General features: G+C 63.0%; 16 protein-coding genes. 11 read left to right on the top strand and 5 right to left on the bottom strand.

Annotated features, from left to right (window positions below; translation table 11 throughout):
- Window positions 1-221: 221 nt before the first annotated feature.
- A complete protein-coding gene (locus ACRECS_RS07970) occupies window positions 222-1,517 on the bottom strand; it encodes a dicarboxylate/amino acid:cation symporter (protein WP_431582428.1) in 1,296 nt (431 codons plus the stop codon).
- Window positions 1,518-1,649: 132 nt separating this feature from the next.
- Here ACRECS_RS07970 and ACRECS_RS07975 point away from each other — a divergent pair, with 132 nt between their 5' ends.
- The 3 genes from ACRECS_RS07975 to alaS are packed head-to-tail and all read left to right on the top strand — an operon-like array spanning window position 1,650 to window position 6,483.
- Window positions 1,650-2,882 (top strand): M24 family metallopeptidase, encoded by a 1,233-nt coding sequence (locus ACRECS_RS07975; protein WP_431582429.1) that lies wholly within the window; start codon window positions 1,650-1,652, stop codon window positions 2,880-2,882.
- Window positions 2,879-3,790, top strand: a complete 912-nt coding sequence (locus ACRECS_RS07980; protein WP_431582430.1) for a diacylglycerol/lipid kinase family protein — start codon at window positions 2,879-2,881, stop codon at window positions 3,788-3,790. Before ACRECS_RS07975 ends, ACRECS_RS07980 begins: the two co-directional genes overlap by 4 nt.
- Before the next feature lie 32 nt (window positions 3,791-3,822).
- Window positions 3,823-6,483, top strand: a complete 2,661-nt coding sequence (alaS, locus tag ACRECS_RS07985) for an alanine--tRNA ligase (RefSeq protein WP_431582431.1) — start codon at window positions 3,823-3,825, stop codon at window positions 6,481-6,483.
- Window positions 6,484-6,996: 513 nt separating this feature from the next.
- On the opposite strand, the gene ACRECS_RS07990 is transcribed toward alaS, so the two are convergent.
- On the bottom strand, window positions 6,997-8,799 hold the full coding sequence (locus ACRECS_RS07990) for a cation:proton antiporter (protein ID WP_431582432.1): 1,803 nt from the start codon (window positions 8,797-8,799) through the stop codon (window positions 6,997-6,999).
- 89 nt (window positions 8,800-8,888) lie between these two features.
- Here ACRECS_RS07990 and ACRECS_RS07995 point away from each other — a divergent pair, with 89 nt between their 5' ends.
- Window positions 8,889-10,052, top strand: coding sequence for an FAD-dependent oxidoreductase (locus tag ACRECS_RS07995; protein WP_431582485.1), 1,164 nt, complete (start codon window positions 8,889-8,891; stop codon window positions 10,050-10,052).
- Between the two features lie 18 nt (window positions 10,053-10,070).
- On the opposite strand, the gene ACRECS_RS08000 is transcribed toward ACRECS_RS07995, so the two are convergent.
- Entirely contained in the window at window positions 10,071-11,288 is a 1,218-nt protein-coding gene (locus tag ACRECS_RS08000) for an NADP-dependent isocitrate dehydrogenase (RefSeq protein WP_431582433.1), read from the bottom strand.
- 156 nt (window positions 11,289-11,444) lie between these two features.
- Complete coding sequence (locus tag ACRECS_RS08005) at window positions 11,445-12,056, bottom strand: hypothetical protein (RefSeq protein WP_431582434.1); 612 nt, start codon at window positions 12,054-12,056, stop codon at window positions 11,445-11,447.
- Between the two features lie 246 nt (window positions 12,057-12,302).
- On the opposite strand from ACRECS_RS08005, the gene ACRECS_RS08010 reads away from it, so the two are divergent.
- Together ACRECS_RS08010 and pssA are read left to right on the top strand one after the other, a co-directional pair.
- The gene (locus ACRECS_RS08010; protein WP_431582435.1) at window positions 12,303-13,031 is read left to right on the top strand and encodes a phosphatidylserine decarboxylase; all 729 of its coding nucleotides are present in this window, start codon (window positions 12,303-12,305) and stop codon (window positions 13,029-13,031) included.
- A gap of 22 nt (window positions 13,032-13,053) precedes the next feature.
- Entirely contained in the window at window positions 13,054-13,860 is an 807-nt protein-coding gene (pssA, locus tag ACRECS_RS08015) for a CDP-diacylglycerol--serine O-phosphatidyltransferase (RefSeq protein WP_431582436.1), read from the top strand.
- Here the strand turns inward: pssA and ACRECS_RS08020 are convergent.
- The gene (locus ACRECS_RS08020) at window positions 13,790-14,014 is read right to left on the bottom strand and encodes a hypothetical protein (RefSeq protein ID WP_431582437.1); all 225 of its coding nucleotides are present in this window, start codon (window positions 14,012-14,014) and stop codon (window positions 13,790-13,792) included. The genes pssA and ACRECS_RS08020 overlap by 71 nt on opposite strands.
- Before the next feature lie 251 nt (window positions 14,015-14,265).
- Here ACRECS_RS08020 and rpsB point away from each other — a divergent pair, with 251 nt between their 5' ends.
- The 5 genes from rpsB (at window position 14,266) to ACRECS_RS08045 (ending at window position 18,483) form a co-directional block, all read left to right on the top strand.
- Entirely contained in the window at window positions 14,266-15,219 is a 954-nt protein-coding gene (rpsB, locus tag ACRECS_RS08025; RefSeq protein ID WP_431582438.1) for a 30S ribosomal protein S2, read from the top strand.
- Window positions 15,220-15,303: 84 nt separating this feature from the next.
- On the top strand, window positions 15,304-16,236 hold the full coding sequence (gene tsf, locus ACRECS_RS08030) for a translation elongation factor Ts (RefSeq protein ID WP_431582439.1): 933 nt from the start codon (window positions 15,304-15,306) through the stop codon (window positions 16,234-16,236).
- Window positions 16,237-16,454: 218 nt separating this feature from the next.
- Window positions 16,455-17,186, top strand: a complete 732-nt coding sequence (gene pyrH, locus ACRECS_RS08035) for a UMP kinase (protein WP_431582440.1) — start codon at window positions 16,455-16,457, stop codon at window positions 17,184-17,186.
- Window positions 17,186-17,743: a ribosome recycling factor gene (gene frr / locus ACRECS_RS08040; protein ID WP_187763585.1), complete on the top strand. Its 558-nt coding sequence runs from the start codon at window positions 17,186-17,188 to the stop codon at window positions 17,741-17,743. Before pyrH ends, frr begins: the two co-directional genes overlap by 1 nt.
- The gene (locus ACRECS_RS08045; protein WP_431582441.1) at window positions 17,743-18,483 is read left to right on the top strand and encodes an isoprenyl transferase; all 741 of its coding nucleotides are present in this window, start codon (window positions 17,743-17,745) and stop codon (window positions 18,481-18,483) included. Before frr ends, ACRECS_RS08045 begins: the two co-directional genes overlap by 1 nt.
- Window positions 18,484-18,485: the final 2 nt, after the last annotated feature.

Here is an 18,485-nt window from a genome sequence, read left to right on the forward strand (position 1 = left end):
ATGCTCGATCCTGTGTTATGGTTGAATCGCCGCTGGCCATGTGGCTTGGGATGAGCGTTCGGAGATATGGGACACCGGTTGTGCCGTATCTCTTTCTGTCACCACTCCGATTGGTGGGTGGATAATCCACCATAAATCAAATACTTAAAATGAAATCATCGGCCGGTCGTCACCGGACGACGATCTTCATTCAGCCAGTGATTGGATCAAACTCCCGGCGCCTAGCCCGTCAGCCCCTTGGACGGCGCATGAGGCGGCTCGATCTCCGCCGGCTCGAGTGGATCGAGATCGCCCTCCCATTTCGCCACAACCGTTGCGGCGACGGCATTGCCGATGACGTTGGTCGCCGAGCGGCCCATGTCGAGGAAGTGGTCCACCGCCAGAACCAGCAACAGCCCGGCTTCCGGAATCTTGAATAATGGCAAGGTCGCCGCGATCACCACCAGGCTGGCGCGCGGGACCCCGGCAATGCCTTTCGATGTGACCATCAGGACCAGCAGCATGGTGATCTGCTGCCCCAGGCTCAACTCGATCCCATAGGCTTGCGCGATGAACAATGACGCGAAGGTCATGTAGATCATCGAGCCGTCGAGGTTGAACGAATAGCCGAGCGGCAGGACGAAGCTGGAGATCTTGGGCGGCACGCCGAAACGATCGAGTGCTTCGAGCGTGCGCGGATAGGCTGCTTCCGAGGAGGCGGTCGAAAAGGCGAGGAGCAATGGTTCACGAATATAGCGGACCAGCAGCCCGGTGCGCTTGCCGATGAACAGGAAGCCGATCCCGATCAGCAGCGCCCACAAGGTGAACAGCCCGATATAGAATGTGCCCATGAAGTAAGCGAGATCGCCGATCACGCCGGGGCCGCGCTCCGTCAGCGTGCTGGCGACCGCCGCGAACACCGCGAAAGGCGCGAACCGCATGACGTAATTGGTCACCTGCAGCATTACCGCCGCCAGCCCCTCGATCCCGCGCACGAGCGGCGCTGCCTTTTCGCCGACTGCGGTGATGGCGACACCGATGAACAGTGCGAAGATGACGATCTGGAGGATTTCATTGTCCGCCATTGCCGCGACACCCGATGCGGGAACGACATGGGTAACGAACTTGGCGAGATCGAACGCGCTTTGATCCACGCCGCTCGCTGCGGTCACTGCCGGAATTGCCAGGTTCAATCCGACACCCGGCTGGAACAGATGGACCAGGATGAGGCCGAGTGTCAGCGACATGAGGCTTGCGCACAGGAACCATGCGACCGAGCGCAGTCCGACCCGGCCGAGTGCGCCGGTATCACCCATATGCGCGATGCCGCCGACCAATGTCGCAAAGACCAAGGGGGCAATGATCATCTTGATCAGCCGCAGGAACAATGTCGTCACGATCGAGAGATAATAAGCGATGTTCTTGAGTTCCGCCGCCGCTGCGGGGGTACCGTCATCGATTATGGCATTGAGCGTCCATCCGACCACCAGGCCCAGCACCAGCCCGAGCAGAATAAACCATGTAAGGCGCTTGGCCATGAAACTCTCCGAGAAACGATTGCCGGTAGGGAAGGGGATTGCGACGGCGCGGTCAAGGACCGTATCGCTGTGTCCGTCGGGTTAGGAAAGAGAATGACGATGCAGCGGCCATTTTTGATAGATCGACGCCGGATGATGACGGGGGCTGCAACGCTTCCGCTGCTCGGCGTTGCCGGCATCGCGCGCGCCGCGGATCCGGACCTTTCCGCGCTGAGCGATATGACGTCTGCGACCCAGGCAATCGGCGCGGCAGAGCGTGCGGCGCGCGTCGCTCAAGCCCAGGCGCTGATGAAAGCCAACGGCATTGGCGCCGTGCTGATCGAATCGGGATCGAGCCTGATCTACTTCACCGGCGTTCGCTGGAGTCGGAGCGAGCGCCTGACCGCTGTGGTGATCCCGGTCGAAGGTCTGCCCTGCATCGTCACGCCCTTTTTCGAGGAGCCGTCGATTCGCGAATCGCTCGGTATCGAGGCCGATGTGCGGGTCTGGCAGGAAGACCAGAATCCGCTTGGTGTCGTCGCCGGATTCCTCCGCGACCGAAAACTTGCCGGCCGCCCGATCGGTATCGAGGAAACGACGCGCTATTTCGCGGTCGACGGCCTGGCCCATGCGCTGCCCGGCGCGACGATCGTGTCCGCCAATCCGGTCGTGCGGGGATGCCGCATGATCAAGACGGCGGCGGAGATCGCGTTGATGCAGGCGGCGACCGATGTGACCATTGCCGCCTATCGCTGGACCTATCCACGCATCGAAAGGGGCATGACGCCGCAGCAAATCGGTGCGCTGATGAATGCAGCGACACGCAAACTCGGCGGCAGTCCGGAATTCGCCTTGATCCTGCTCGGGGAAGCTGCCGCCTATCCGCATGGCAGCGGCAAGCCGCAGCTGGTGAGGGATGGCGAGGTCGTGCTGATGGACTGCGGCTGCACCGTGCAGGGCTATCAATCCGACGTGTCGCGCACTTTCGTGTTCGGAACGGCGAGCGCGGAGCAGCGCAAGGTGTGGGACCAGGTTCGCGCCGGGCAGGCGACCGCCTTCGCTGCCGCGCAGGTCGGGACACCGGCCGGTCAAGTCGATGATGCCGTGCGCCGTTACTACACCGCCAACGGCTATGGGCCCGATTATCAGCTGCCCGGCCTGTCGCATCGCACCGGCCATGGGATCGGCATGGACGGTCATGAGCCGGTCAACCTGGTGCGCGGTGAAAAGACGCCGCTCGCGCCGGGCATGTGTTTTTCGAACGAGCCCGGACTCTATTTGCCGGGCAAGTTCGGTGTCCGGCTGGAGGATTGCTTCCATATGACGGCGACCGGGCCGAAATGGTTTTCGCTGCCGCCGACCTCGATCGACAAGCCGTTCAGGTGACGCAGCGCATACCGGTTCTGATCAACAGGCAAGGTGGTACCGCAGCGGGGAGGGGGGCTGCGCTGGCCGACGAGGTACGCGCGGCATTTGCCGAGGCCGGTATGGAGGTCGATCTCGAATTGCTCGATGCGGATGATTTGGGCAACGCGGTCGAACGTCGCACCGGCATATCCCTGATCGTGATTGGCGGCGGCGATGGCACCCTGGGTTGCGCGGCGCGCGTGCTGATTGAGCGCCGCGAAGATGTCGCGCTGGGTATTCTGCCGCTCGGCACGCGCAATCACCTCGCGCGCGAGCTGGGCATCCCGCTCGATCTCGCCGGTGCGGCGGCGGTCATCGCGTCGGGAGTCAGGCGGCAGATCGATGTCGCCCGGGCGGGGAAGCAGATATTCCTCAACAACGCATCGGTCGGTCTTTACCCGGAAATGGTGCGCGCGCGCGACGATACGCAACGCCGGCACAAGGTGGCGAAATGGCTCGCCGCCCTTGCTGCCAGCGCCACGACATTGCGTCGCGCTCGCCATCATCGCCTGCGGCTGACGAGCGCCGGGCATGATCGTGAGATCGTTACGCCGATGCTGTTCGTCGGCAACAATCATTACGAAATCGAGGAAGGGCATCCCGGCAAGCGCTCGGCACTCGACGACGGGCTGTTGTCCGTCTTCGCGATCGGCCCAAGCCATCGCTTCGCCCTGATCGGTTTCGCCATAAGAGCATTGTTGCGGCGCGTTCACCGCGAGCGGGATTTCGTCGCGATCGGCGACGTCCCCGAACTGGAGATTGGGGGGCCATCCCGATCGGTCGAGATCGCGCTGGATGGCGAGGTGATGGAACTGGCGCTGCCGCTCAAGTTGCGGATCGACGCGTTGGCGTTGACCGTCATCGCCCCGGCATCGTCGGTGGCTTGAGTAGGGCGCGGTCCTCGCCTAGATCGACCGGCATGACATCGACCAACGACATCCGCCGCAGCTTCCTCGATTATTTCGAGTCCACCGGTCACGCCCGCGTCCAGTCCGCGCCGCTCGTGCCGCAGAACGATCCGACCCTGATGTTCGTCAACGCGGGGATGGTGCCGTTCAAGAATGTCTTCACCGGCCTCGAAACGCGGCCCTATGTCAGGGCAGTGTCGAGCCAGAAGTGCGTGCGTGCCGGCGGCAAGCACAATGATCTCGACAATGTCGGCTATACTGCGCGGCACCATACGTTCTTTGAAATGCTCGGGAATTTCTCGTTCGGCGATTATTTCAAGGACCAGGCGATCACCCATGCCTGGACTTTGCTGACCAAGGTCTGGGGCATTCCGGCCGAAAAGCTGACCGTCACCGTCTATCATACCGATGACGAGGCGTTCGATCTGTGGCGCAAGATCGCCGGCCTGCCCGAAGAGCGCATCATCCGCATCGCGACCTCGGACAATTTCTGGACGATGGGCGATAATGGCCCGTGCGGGCCGTGCTCGGAAATTTTCTACGATCATGGCGACCATATCCCGGGCGGTCCTCCGGGCAGCCCGGATGAGGATGGCGACCGCTTCGTCGAGATCTGGAACCTGGTGTTCATGCAATATGAGCAGGCCGACAATCAGATCGTCGCCGACTTGCCCAGGCCGTCGATCGACACCGGTATGGGGCTGGAGCGCGTCGCCGCGGTGCTGCAGGGCGTGCACGACAATTACGATACCGACACGTTCAAGGCGCTGATCGCGGAATCGGGCGCGCTGACCGGGACGTCCACCACCGGCGACAATCAGGCCAGCCACCGCATCATCGCCGATCATCTGCGCACCAGCGGCTTTCTCGTCGCGGACGGCGTGCTGCCGGCCAATGAGGGACGCGGCTATGTGCTCCGCCGTATCATGCGCCGTGCGATGCGCCATGCGCACCTGCTCGGGGCAAAGGAGCCGCTGATGCATCGGCTGGTGCCCGCGCTAATCGCCGAGATGGGGGCCGCCTATCCCGAGTTGCTGCGCGCCCAGGCATCGATCGAATCGACGCTGCTGCAGGAAGAAAAGCAGTTCCGGCGCACGCTGACCAACGGTTTGCGCCTGCTCGATGAAGCGACGGCGAGCCTGACGCCGGGTGCGACGCTGCCCGGTGAAACCGCGTTCAAGCTCTATGACACGTTCGGTTTTCCCTATGATCTGACGGAGGACGCGCTGCGTTCGCAGGGGTTCGGGATCGATCGCGAAGGCTTTGACGCCGCGATGGCCAAGCAGAAGGAGGCCGCACGCGCCGCCTGGAAAGGATCGGGCGCGAAGGCGTCGGACGATGTCTGGTTCGACATCGCCGAAGCATCGGGCGGCACCGAGTTCCTCGGCTATACAGCCACGACGGGCGAGGGGCAGGTCGTGGCGCTGGTCAAGGACGGCGTACGCGTCGAGCACGCGACTGCCGGTGACACGGTGTCGATCGTGGTCAACCAGACGCCCTTCTACGGCGAAAGCGGCGGGCAGGTTGGCGACACGGGCACCATTTCGAATGACGAAGGCCTGCGTGCCAGCGTCACCGAAACGTCGAAGCAGCTCGGTCGCGTCTTCGTCCATCATGCGATCGTCGATGCCGGCGGGGTCAAGGTCGGCGATACGGTGAAGCTGCAGATCGATGTCACGCGCCGCGACCAGATCCGCGCCAATCACAGCGCGACCCATTTGCTGCACGAGGCACTGCGCCAGCGGCTTGGCCTGCATGTCGCGCAAAAGGGCAGCTTGGTCGCGCCCGATCGCCTGCGGTTCGATTTCTCGCAGCCAAGCGCGATCGATCCGGCGCGGATCGGCGAGGTCGAAGCCGATGTGAACCACCACATCCGCGCCAACGGCCCCGTTTCCACGCGCCTGATGACGCCGGACGAGGCGATCGAGGAAGGCGCGATGGCGCTGTTCGGCGAGAAATATGGCGACGAGGTGCGCGTCGTGTCGATGGGCAGCGAAGACGGCAAGACCTATTCGCTCGAACTGTGCGGCGGCACCCATGTCACGGCATTGGGCGATATCGGCCTGTTCAAAATTGTCGGCGAAAGCGCTGTTTCGTCGGGTATTCGCCGCATCGAGGCGCTCACCGGCGAGGCGGCGCGGCAATATTTCACCGGCCGCGACGAGAAACTGCGCGAGACGGCGGCGACGTTGAAGGCGACACCCGATGAAGTCCCCGCGCGCGTCGCGGCTTTGGTCGAAGATCGCCGCCGCCTGGAGCGGGAACTGGCCGAAGCGAAGAAGGCATTGGCGCTCGGCGGTGGAGCCGGGGCCGCTCCGGCCGGGCCGGAGCAGGTCGGCGGGGTTAATTTCGTTGGTCAGGTGATTGCCGATTTCGATGCCAAGGGCCTGCGCGGCGCGGTTGATGAAGCCAAGCAGCGCATCGGTTCGGGCGTCGTCGCGATCGTGGCGGTCAATGAAGGCCGGGCGTCGATTGCGGTCGGCGTTTCCGATGATCTGGTCGCGACCAACAATGCCGTCGACCTTTTGCGTCGTGCGGTATCCGTGTTGGGCGGGCAGGGCGGCGGTGGTCGCCCTGATATGGCGCAAGGCGGCGGGCCTGAAGGCGACAAGGCCGATGAAGCCGTCGCGGCGATTCGGGCTGCGCTGGAAGAAGCGAAAGCGGCGGCCTAGGGCGGTTTCAAACCAAGTTGGTTTACCCCCTTCCGTTCACCCTGAGCTTGTCGAAGGGCTGTTCTTTCTTCTGCCGCCGCTGTCACAAGAAAGAACGGGGCTTCGACAAGCTCAGCCCGAACGGAGGAGGGTGATTCCACCCAAGCCGAGGTTACTTTGGGGGTCTCCGACGCATAGGCAGAGATCTGGTCATGCGCGAGGCCATGGCGCAGCGGCAGGGCCGTTTTTTTCCGACCATAAGAAAGAGCGCGCCGGTGCGAGTGCGGCAAGCGATGGTATGCCCGATTTCCCATGGCGGTTGAATCGCTGCCGAGAAGGTTGTGAGGATAGGGCTAAACAGACGGGTGGCGGGAGATATGGGACACCAGTCGTGTGCCATATCTCCCGCTGTCGTTTTGGCATAATTAATTATATATCAAATACTTAACATGATGTCTGACGCGAACGGAGCCAATGAGCCCAGCCGCCTCGCCAGTCAGGTCGCAACCGCAGCGACTGGCGGATCCGGTCCCGCTAGGGAGTGTTATTCTCGCCCAAGGTACTTGGCCCGGATGATTTCCGCTGCAATCGCCGGATGCGCGGCTCGCGCTCCAGGCTTGCCGCGGCCATGATCTCCTTGCGCAGTTCGTCGCGCTTTTCATGGATCGACGCGATCACCGGTCCGACCGCGACGCCGAGATCGACCAGCACGGCCTCCGACAATTGCAGCGAGCTTTCCAGCGTTTCCGGCACGGCATCAGTCGCGCCGGCGCGGTAGAGTTCGGCGGCGTGTTTCGTATCGCGGGCGCGGGCAACGATGGTCAGCCCGGGAACCCAGCCACGCACGCGGCGGGTGAGGCGGACCGACAGGACCGGATCGTCCATGGTCAGGATCAACGCTTTGGCGCGCCCGAGATTGAGGCGGTCGACCAGCTCGGCCCGGGCGACATCGCCGAAGATCACCGGATAGCCTTCGGCGCGCGCGGCCGATACGGCATCGATATCGGCCTCCACTGCGATGAAGGGCTGGCCATGAACCTTGAGCATGTCGGCGACCATCCGCCCGACCCGGCCAAATCCGATGACCACCGTGCCGGGGCCCTCGGGGGGAATTTCCGCTTCCTCGTCGCTCTTGTCGCGCTGCTCGATGCCGCGCGCGACCTTCTTGCCCAATTCGGCGAGCAACGGGGTCAGGGTGAGCCCGATTGCGGTAACGGTCTGCCAGAAATTTGCGGTCGATGGCTGGATCAGCTGCGCCTGCCCTGCGGCGCCGAGCACGATCAGGGTGGTTTCCGACGGGCTTGCCATCAATACACCGGCCTCGGCTGCGACGCCGTTGCGGATGCCGGAGAGCTTGAGCAGGCCGAAGGTCATTGCTGTCTTGATCGCGACCACGGCAGTGATTGCCAGCAACAGGCTGACCCAATTTTCGAGGATGAGCCTGATATCGAGGCTCATGCCGACGGTGATCAGGAACACGCCGAGCGCCAGTCCCTTGAACGGCGCGGTGATAACCTCGACCTCGCTGTGATATTCGGTTTCAGCGATCAGCAGGCCAGCAAGCAGTGCGCCGACGATCGGCGACAGGCCGGCGGCCGTGGTCGCAAGGCTGGCGACGATGACCACCAGCAGCGACGCGGCGAGGAAGAGTTCCGGGCTTTTGGTGCGTGCCGCCTGCGCAAAAAGGCGCGGCAGAAAGACCCGGCCGGCAACGAAGATCACCGCGATGGTGAACAGGCCGCGGATCGCGACTCCCAATATCCCGCTGAATCCATCGCCCGCCGCGCTCGGTGCGAGCGCCGCCAGCGCAAAGATGATCGGAACCAGCGCAAGATCCTCGAATAGCAGCATCGCGAACGAGGTCTTTCCCACCGGACTTGCGGTCCCCGCGATCGGCAGCACCAGGGCGGTCGACGACAAAGCGAGCGCCAGACCGAGCGCGGTCGAGCCGGCCCAGCTTTGCCCGAGCAAATGAAGCGCGAAACCGATGAACAGTGCGGATCCCAGCAACTGGGCGGCGCCGGTCCCGAACACCAATTGTCGCATCGCCCATAATCGTTTGAGCGAGAGCTCCAGGCCGATCGAGAACAGCAGCAGGATGATACCGAATTCAGCGAATGGCTCGATCGAATGCGCGTCCGAGATTGTAACATAGTAGAGCCAGGGATAATCCCGGACCAGCGAGCCGAGGCCTGATGGGCCGACCAGCAACCCGACCAGGATGAAGCCGATGACCGGGCTGATCTTGAAACGCGCGAATGCTGGGATGACGATGCCGGCCGCGCCGAGAATGACGAGTGCGTCGCTGAAGCCTGCGTTACTGAGCGGTGATGCCATTCCTGCATCTAATCGTAACGCTCGCGGTTTGTCAGCCGGTGACTGAGCTAAATTCCGATCTGGTCATTATCGGCGGCGGGCCAGCGGGCATGGTCGCCGGCCTGCTGTTCGCTCGGGCGGGCGTCAAGACGCTGGTGCTTGAGAAGCATGGTGATTTCCTGCGCGATTTTCGCGGCGACACCGTTCATCCCTCGACCTTGCGGGTTTTTCACGAGCTCGGCTTGCTCGATGCGCTTTTGCAGCGCCCGCATAATCGGGTCGAACAATTGGGCGGTCGCATCGCGGGCCGGGATTTGACGCTGGTGGATTTCCGCCATCTCCGCGTCCCCGCGCCGTATATCGCGCTGATGCCGCAATGGGAGTTTCTCGATTTCGTTGCGGATCAGGCGCGACGCTATGCCGCATTTACCCTGAAACAGAGCTGCGCGGCGATCGGCCTGATCGAGGAAAGCGGTCGTGTCGTTGGGGTTCGAACCAGCAACGGCATGGAGATCCGCAGCCGCCTCGTCCTCGCCTGCGACGGACGCGATTCGCATTTTCGTAGCGGCTTTCCGCTTGTCACGATCGGCGCGCCGATGGACGTATTCTGGTTTCACATCCCGAAAATCGCGCAGCCGCAGAATGACAGCATGGGCGTGTTCGACACCGGACGGCTGTTCGTCCTGATCGACCGGGGTAATTACTGGCAGTGCGCCTTCGTCTTCGCCAAGGGCGGAGCGGAGAAAATCAGGGCCGAGGGCCTTGATGCCTTCCTGGCCCGTGTTCGCGCTGTCGGGCCGGAAACGGCAGCCGTCCGCGAGAGCGTGAAGCGCTGGGATGACGTGAAGTTGCTGACGGTGACGGTCGACCGCCTGGGCCGCTGGCATCGTCCCGGCTTGCTCGTGATTGGTGACGCAGCGCATGCCATGTCGCCGATCGGCGGCGTAGGGATCAACCTTGCGATCCAGGATGCGGTCGCCGCGGCCAATGTGCTGGCGGGACCGATGGCGCAGGGTGATGATGTCGATGCGCTGCTGGAACAGGTCGAACGGCGCCGTATGTTGCCAACACGCCTCACCCAGGGGGCGCAGCAGGCAATTCAAGACAACGTCATTCAGCCACTGCTGGCCGGTGCCAGGCCAATGAAGCGACCGCCATTTGTCGCCCGTCTGCTCAATTCAGTGCCGCTGATGCGTCGGTTGCCGGCGCGGATATTGGGGCTCGGCCTCCGGCCGGAACATGTCCGATCGCCGGAAGCCGAGCCGCCGCGTTAGATCTTGCCGCGTTAGATTTTATTGGGCGCCCATCGCGGTTTCGAGATTGATGCGAACCGCTTCGAAGAACTGCTCGGTGGTCATCCAGGGCTGATCCGGACCGATCAGGATTGCGAGATCCTTGGTCATCTTGCCGCTTTCGACCGTGTCGATGCAGACCTTTTCGAGCAGTTCGGCGAACTCGGTCACTTCGGGTGTGCCGTCGAACTTCCCGCGATATTTCAGGCCGCCAGTCCAGGCGAAGATCGACGCGATCGGGTTGGTCGAGGTCGCCTTGCCCTGTTCGTGCATGCGGAAATGGCGCGTGACGGTACCGTGCGCGGCTTCCGCCTCGACTGTCTTGCCGTCCGGGGTCAACAGCACCGAGGTCATCAGGCCGAGCGAGCCGAAGCCCTGCGCCACCTGATCCGACTGCACGTCGCCGTCGTAATTCTTGCAGGCCCAGACGAATTCGCCATGCCATTTCAGCGCCGACGCGACCATGTCATCGATCAGGCGATGCTCATAGACGATATTCGCTTCCTTGAACTTGTCCTTGAATTCGCTCTCGAAAACGTCAGCGAAGATATCCTTGAAGCGGCCGTCATAGGCCTTGAGGATGGTGTTCTTGGTCGACAGATAGACCGGCCAGCCGAGGTTGAGGCCGTAATGCATCGAGGCGCGCGCGAAATCGCGGATCGAATCGTCGAGATTGTACATCGCCATCGCGACGCCGGCCGAGGGGAACTGGAACACTTCCTCGTCGATCACGGTGCCGTCGTCGCCCTCGAACACCATGCGCAGCTTGCCCGGGCCGGGAACGCGGTAATCGGTCGCGCGATACTGGTCGCCAAAAGCGTGACGGCCGACGACGATCGGGTGAGTCCAGCCCGGAATCAGGCGGGGGACGTTCTTCATCACGATCGGCTCGCGGAACACGACGCCGCCCAGAATATTGCGAATCGTGCCGTTGGGCGATTTCCACATCTTCTTCAGGCCGAATTCCTCGACCCGCGCTTCGTCCGGGGTGATCGTCGCGCACTTCACGCCAACGCCATATTTCTGGATCGCGCGGGCGGATTCGACGGTGATCTTGTCATCCGTCTCGTCGCGCTTCTGGATGCCGAGGTCGTAATAATCGAGGTCGATATCGAGATAGGGAAGGATCAGGCGCTCACGAATCCACTGCCAGATGATCCGCGTCATCTCGTCGCCGTCGATCTCCACGACAGGCGTCTTCACCTTGATCTTCGCCATCGATAATCTTTCCGTAAAGGGAGGTTTCGCCAAGCGTCTAGGAGCAAGGCGGGCGGATGGTCAACCGTCGCGGACAGCGAAGCGAGCATGGGCATTCGGTTGGCGCGTGACCGGCCCTCGCGCCTTTCCGGCACCCATGCTCACATCAGGGGTGGATCAGGCCTTTTTGCGAGACTCGAGTTTGCGAGATTGGGGTTTGCGGGATTGGGGCCCCTCAGCTTGCTCGCCGGATAAACTGACCAGGACGCGCCTGGATGCCAGTGCTTTACCGATACTGGCGGCCAGCAATGCACCCTGTTCATGATCCTGCGGGATCAATTGCGCCATTGCCGGAGGAATCCAGTGCGGGCCGATACCCTGTGGTCCGCCGTCATAAGGCAGCCTCTGCCATCGCTCCACCATACCGCCCGCGCCGCCGAGATAATGCTGTATCTCCAGGCTCAGGTCGCCCTCGCGTCCTGCGCCCTTCCTGGCGACAAAGCAGATCGTGACGTCCTGCTGGTTTGGTTGGGCAACTCTGCCCGCGGGGCCGGGCCCCTTATCGTCGAGATCATAGCGAAACCTGGTCTTGCCGCCGATCTTGCCCGCCCGTTCCGGCGACATGATCTCCGTATCGGCTGGCAGGTCGATCGCGAGCCTGTCTCCCTGATTGAAACCATCGGGATTGTGGATTGTGTAGCAGACCTTCATCCAGTCGACGAATAATGGCTGGATCGTGCCATCGTCGTTCAGGATATCCGAACTCGTAACAGTAATGGTGATGCCCATTGCGCCCTCCCGTAAAGGTGAAGGCGGCTTGCGAATGCGACCTTTTTTCGCTGCCGCGCGAAGCCGGCAATGTCTCGGCAGTTCGTTCCTGCTCAGGGACGTTGCGGGCCGTCGCAAAAACTACTCCATTGTTGCGGGTTCGGCCAGTGGAAAGCGTGGGCGCGGGTACCGGGAACGATGTCATCACAGGCGCGCCTTTGACGACGCACGTTGTCTTGCACCGGCTGCATGGCTACACCCCGCCTCATGTCATCACTCGATAAACCGCCAGTGGCGAACCCGACCATCAAATGGCGGTTCCCCGACATGCACCCCGAAGGGCGCAAATATGTTCTGATCGCAGGCGTGCTCGTCATGCTGTCGATCATCTTCTGGGATTTCTGGGCATGGCCGCTGATTGGGCTCACCCTGTGGGTCGCGGCCTTCTTCCGCGACCCGGTTCGCGTGACGCCGGCGGGTGAGGGGCTGATCATTGCCCCGGCCGACGGCCTGATCACGATGATCGAGCGTGTGCCGGTGCCGCGTGAACTGGCTGGAGAGAATGGCCTGGGCGATGCGCCGCTGATCCGCGTGTCGATCTTCATGTCGGTGTTCGATGTGCACATCAACCGCACGCCGATCGCGGGCACGATCCGCCAGGTGGTCTATATCTCGGGCAAATTCCTCAATGCCGATCTCGACAAGGCGAGCGAGGAAAATGAGCGCCAGCATATCGTCGTCGAGGGGCGCGATGGCCGCCGCGTCGGCATGACACAGATCGCCGGCCTGGTGGCGCGGCGGATTCTCGGTTTCGTGAAGCCGGGCGACATGGTCGCCACCGGCCAGCGCGTCGGGCTGATTCGCTTCGGCAGCCGGGTGGACGTCTATCTGCCCGACGATATCGCGTGCCAGGTTGCGCTTGGACAGCGCAGCGTCGCCGGGGAAACGGTTCTGGGCCGGCTCGGCGGCGTTGTGCCGACCGGCATATCGCAGTGAGATTATCCATGACTGGCCGCCCGTGAGTCGCCGTCCCCGGCAATTCACGCGCGGCCTGCCATTGCGTGCGGTCGCGCCGAACGCGGTGACTGCACTGGCGCTGTGCTGCGGCTTGACCGGAATCCGGTTTGCCATCTCTCACGACTGGGAGATTGCCGTCGCACTGATCCTGATTGCCGGGGTACTTGACGGCCTGGACGGCAGAATTGCCCGAATGCTGCACGGCGAAAGCAGATTCGGTGCCGAGCTCGATTCGCTGGCGGACGCGATCTCGTTCGGTGTCTCGCCTGCGCTGATCCTCTATCTCTGGTCACTGTCCACGCTGCCGCGGATCGGCTGGCTCTGTTCGCTGGTTCTGGCGGTGTTCTGCGCGCTGCGCCTGGCGCGCTTCAACGCCAATATCGATCTTACCGAACAACCGCATAAATCGGCCGGGTTTCTGACCGGTGTTCCCGCACCCGCCGCCGCGGCGATGGCCTTGCTGCCGCTGTTCCTGTGGTTCTGGACCGGTGAACCACTGTTCCGCTCGCCCTATCTTGTCGCGCCCTGGGTTGCGGCGGTTGCACTCTTAATGGTGTCGAGCGTCGCGACCTATTCCTGGAGCTCGCTCAAGCTGCGGCGCAACATCCGGTTTGAAGCGCTGGCCGTGTTCGTTCTGCTCGGGGCGGCCATCATCTCGGCGCCGTGGCACACATTGTCGCTGCTGTGCCTCGCCTATATCGCGTCGCTGCCGTTCAGCGTCTCATCCTATGCGCGGGTCAAGCGGCTGCGCGGAGCGCAACCGGCTCCACAACCGCTCGCCGCGGAGTCGAAAAGCGTCGATCCCTGACCACCAGGCGGTGGGTTGCCGACAGCACCGGATCTTCGCGCCCCGACAGGATCGCGGCGATCCGCGGCATCGCGGGGAGCAATGTATAGGAGAACACCGCGACCGCGGCGGCGAAGGCGCCGGCGAAAACCAATAGTGCGACGATCGTCATCATTGCCCAACTCCCTGAATTTCGGGCCAGGGTCAGGGTACGCCAACAAGAGTAGCGTCGTTCCGTTCCATGTCCGCCTTACGGACACTATATGTTCCGCTCATGTTCTGCATGTCAACACTTGATTTGCAGGAATGCTTCGGATAGAGGGCGCGCCTTCACACCGCATGGGAAGCACACATCGCCGGTGTCCATTCGAGTTCGCTCGACGGATTACTCGCTTCCCAGAGGCTCAACCGGAAAGGAACTACCTTATGGCGGCACCTGTCGTCTCCATGCAGCAATTGCTCGAAACGGGCGCGCATTTCGGCCACCAGACGCATCGCTGGAACCCGAAGATGAAGCCTTACATCTTTGGCGACCGCAACGGCGTCCACATTCTCGATCTGTCGCAGACCGTACCGCTGTTCGCGCGCGCTCTCGAATTCGTCGCTGCCTCGACCGCTGCGGGTGGCAAGGTGCTGTTCGTCGGCACCAAGCGCCAGGCACAGGAGCCGGTCGCCGAGGCCGCGCGCCGGTCGGGCCAGCATTTCGTCAACCATCGCTGGCTGGGCGGCATGCTCACCAACTGGAAGACCATTTCGGGCTCGATCAAGCGCCTCAAGACGCTCGAAGAGCAGCTGACCGGCGACACGCACGGCCTGACCAAGAAGGAAGTGCTGCAGCTTACCCGTGAGAAGGACAAGCTCGAGCTGTCGCTCGGTGGCATCCGCGACATGGGCGGCATTCCCGACGTGATGTTCGTGATCGACGCGAACAAGGAAGAGCTGGCGATCAAGGAAGCCAATACGCTGGGTATCCCGGTCGTTGCGATCCTCGATTCGAACGTTTCGCCCGACGGTATCGCTTTCCCGGTGCCGGCGAATGACGACGCGAGCCGCGCCATCCGCCTGTATTGCGAAGCGATCGCGATCGCCGCGACCCGCGGTGGCCAGGAGCAGCAGCAGCGCCGCGGCGTCGATGTCGGCGCGCTGGAGCGTCCGCCGGTCGAGGAAGCCCTGAGCGTCGCACCGGTCGCTGAGGAAGCGCCGATTGCCGATACGGTCGTCACGGCTGAAGACTTTGCCGCACCTGAGGCACCCGCCGCCGAAGCGCCGGCAGCAGTCGAGGCGCCGGCAGCAGTAGAAGCACCGGCAGAGCCCGAGGCTCCCGCGGCCTCGACCGAGCCGGAAACGGCTGCCGAGGGCGAGCGCCAGATCGACGCCTGAGCGTCGCGGAACTGACATGCGGACGGGGTAGGGCGCAGCCTTTCCCCGTCCGTACCCATATTCGAAGCACAAGAGGAATTTGACATGGCCGAGATCACGGCAGCAGCGGTGAAGGACCTGCGCGAGAAGAGCGGCGCAGGCATGATGGATTGCAAGAAGGCGCTGACTGAAGCCAATGGCGACATGACGGCGGCGATCGACTGGCTGCGCGCCAAGGGCCTTGCGTCCGCCGCGAAGAAGTCCAGCCGCACTGCAGCGGAAGGCCTGGTCGGCATCGAAGTGTCCGGCACCAAGGGTGCGGCAGTCGAGGTCAATTCCGAAACCGATTTCGTCGCCAAGAACGTCCAGTTCCAGACCTTCGTCCGCGACGTGACCTCGGTCGCGCTCGAACTCGGCGATTCGATCGACACGATCAAGGCGGCCTCGCTCGGCGGCAAGACCGTTGAGGAAGTGCTGACCAACAATATCGCCACGATCGGCGAGAATCAGGCGATCCGTCGCGCCAAGCGCCTCGAAGTCACCTCGGGCGCGGTTGTGCCTTATGTGCACAATGCGGCGGCTCCCGGCCTGGGCAAGATCGGCGTGCTCGTCGCGCTGGAAAGCGATGCGGGCGCCGATGTGCTCGAGCCGCTCGGCAAGCAGATCGCGATGCATATCGCAGCGGCCTTCCCACTTGCTCTTAACGAGGAGGATCTCGATGCCGAGATCGTCGAGCGCGAGCGTGCGATTGCCACCGAAAAGGCAGCCGAGAGCGGCAAGCCGGCCGACATCGTCGCCAAGATGGTCGATGGTGCGATCGCCAAGTATCGCAAGGAAAACGCGCTGGTCAGCCAGTTGCTGGTGATGGACGGCAAGACCAAGATCTCCGACGTGGTCGCCAATGCCGCCAAGGCAGCGGGCAAGACGATCGTGCTCAAGGATTATGTCCGTTTCCAGCTCGGCGAAGGCATCGAGAAGGAAGCCAGCGACTTCGCCGCCGAAGTCGCCGCGGCATCGGGCGTCAAGCAGCCCGCATAATCCAAATCTTCCTGCCTTTGGGCAGGATGTCGAACAGGTTTGGGCCGGCTTGTTGAGCCGGCCCAAATTGTAACTGGACCGGCATGGTGCGGTCGGGTCGGCGATGGCCGTGCAACCGCTTCTTCGGGCGCTTGTTCGGGGCACGCCTTCCCGCTTCCAATCACTCGCCCCGCCGACTAAGGTCCGCGCCGCCCCGTCCGCCAGCATGTTGGAACCCTGTGACAGCACCCCGCTTCAAACGAATTCTGCTGAAATTGTCGGGCGAGGTCCTGATGGGCCAGGGCCAGTTCGGCATTGATCCCGAAACCTGCGATCGCATCGCCGGCGAGATCAAGGCCGCCAGAGAGGCCGGCCATGAAATCTGCCTGGTGGTCGGTGGCGGCAATATCTTCCGCGGCCTGGCCGGCGCTGCCCAGGGCATCGACCGTGCCAGCGCCGATTATATGGGCATGCTCGCCACCGTAATGAATGCGCTGGCGATGCAGAATGCGCTCGAGAAGATCGGCGTCGATACCCGCGTCCAGTCCGCGATCCCGATGGCATCGGTGTGCGAGCCCTATATCCGCCGCCGCGCCGAGCGGCACATGGAGAAAGGCCGGGTGGTGATCTTTGCCGCCGGCACCGGCCTGCCATTCTTCACCACCGACACCACGGCGGCGTTGCGCGCCGCCGAGATGAATTGCGAGGCCTTGTTCAAGGGCACCAGCGTCGATGGTGTGTATAATGCCGACCCCAAAATAGTCCCGTCGGCGACGCGCTATGAAAGCTTGAGTTTTGGGCGCGTTCTGGCCGATAATCTGAAGGTAATGGATGCCGCCGCGGTCGCCTTGTGCCGTGACAACAACATCCCGATCATCGTGTTCAACATTCGCGGGGAGGGCAATCTTGCCGCCGTCCTGAGCGGGAAGGGGACATCGACGATCGTACAGAATGAAGAGGAGCAAGTCTGATGGCCGCCTATGACAAGGCAGATCTCGAACGCCGCATGGCCGGCAGTGTCGAAGCGCTGAAGCATGATCTGCAAGGTCTGCGCACCGGGCGCGCCTCGACCTCGCTGCTCGATCCGGTGACGGTCGAAGTCTATGGCGCGCACATGCCGCTCAACCAGATCGCGACGGTCTCGGCGCCTGAGCCGCGCATGTTGTCGGTGCAGGTGTGGGACAAATCCAATGTTGGCCCGGCCGACAAGGCGATTCGCTCGGCCGGCCTTGGCCTCAACCCGATTGTCGACGGCACCACGCTGCGCCTGCCGATCCCCGACCTGACCGAGGAACGCCGCAAGGAACTCGCCAAGCTTGCGGGCAAATATGCCGAGGATGCGCGCATCGCCGCGCGCAATGTGCGCCGCGACGGTATGGACAGCCTGAAGGCCGATGAAAAGAAGGGCCTGTTCGGCGAGGACGACCGCAAGCGTCACGAAACCGAAGTCCAGAAGCTGACCGACAAGACGATCGGTGAAATCGACGCCACCGCATCGGCCAAGGAAAAGGAAATCCTCGGCAAGTGATGCCCGTGCCCGCCACGGCCGCGCCTCCCGCTGCCGGGACGACGCATTTGCCACGCCATGTTGCGATCATCATGGACGGCAATGGTCGCTGGGCGAAGAAGCGCTTCCTGCCGCGCTTTGCCGGGCACAAGGCCGGGGTTGAGGCGGTTCGCGCCGTCACCCGCGCCGCGCGCGCGATGGGGATCGAGGCGCTGACGCTCTATGCCTTTTCGTCGGAGAATTGGCGGCGCCCGGAAGAGGAAGTGAGCGACCTGATGGGGTTGCTCCGCCTGTTCATCCGCACTGACATCGACGAACTGGTGCGCGAAAATGTGCGGTTGCGCGTGATCGGCGATTATCGGCGCTTTTCGGCCGATCTCGTCGCTCAGGTCGAGGATGCGATCGAACGGACCGCGGGCAATAGCGGGCCGATCCTGGTCATCGCGCTCAATTATGGAGCGCAGGCCGAGATCGCGGCGGCGGCCCGGCGACTTGCCGCCAAGGCTGCGGACGGCGCGCTGGACATCGCCCATATCGACGAGGCGGCGATCGAAGCTGAACTCGACACCAGTGACTTGCCCCCGCTCGATCTGTTGATCCGCACCTCGGGCGAAGTGCGCCTGTCCAATTTCCTGCTGTGGCAGGCGGCGTATGCCGAACTGCTTTTCATCGACACATTATGGCCCGATTTCGACGCTGCGGCGCTTGAAAGGGCGGTTGCCGAATTTGGCCGGCGTCAGCGGCGCTTCGGCGGCCTTTGACC

Origin of the sequence: Sphingomonas sp. (genome assembly GCF_050725575.1) — a bacterium.
In the GTDB taxonomy this organism is placed as follows: Bacteria; Pseudomonadota; Alphaproteobacteria; order Sphingomonadales; family Sphingomonadaceae; genus Sphingomonas.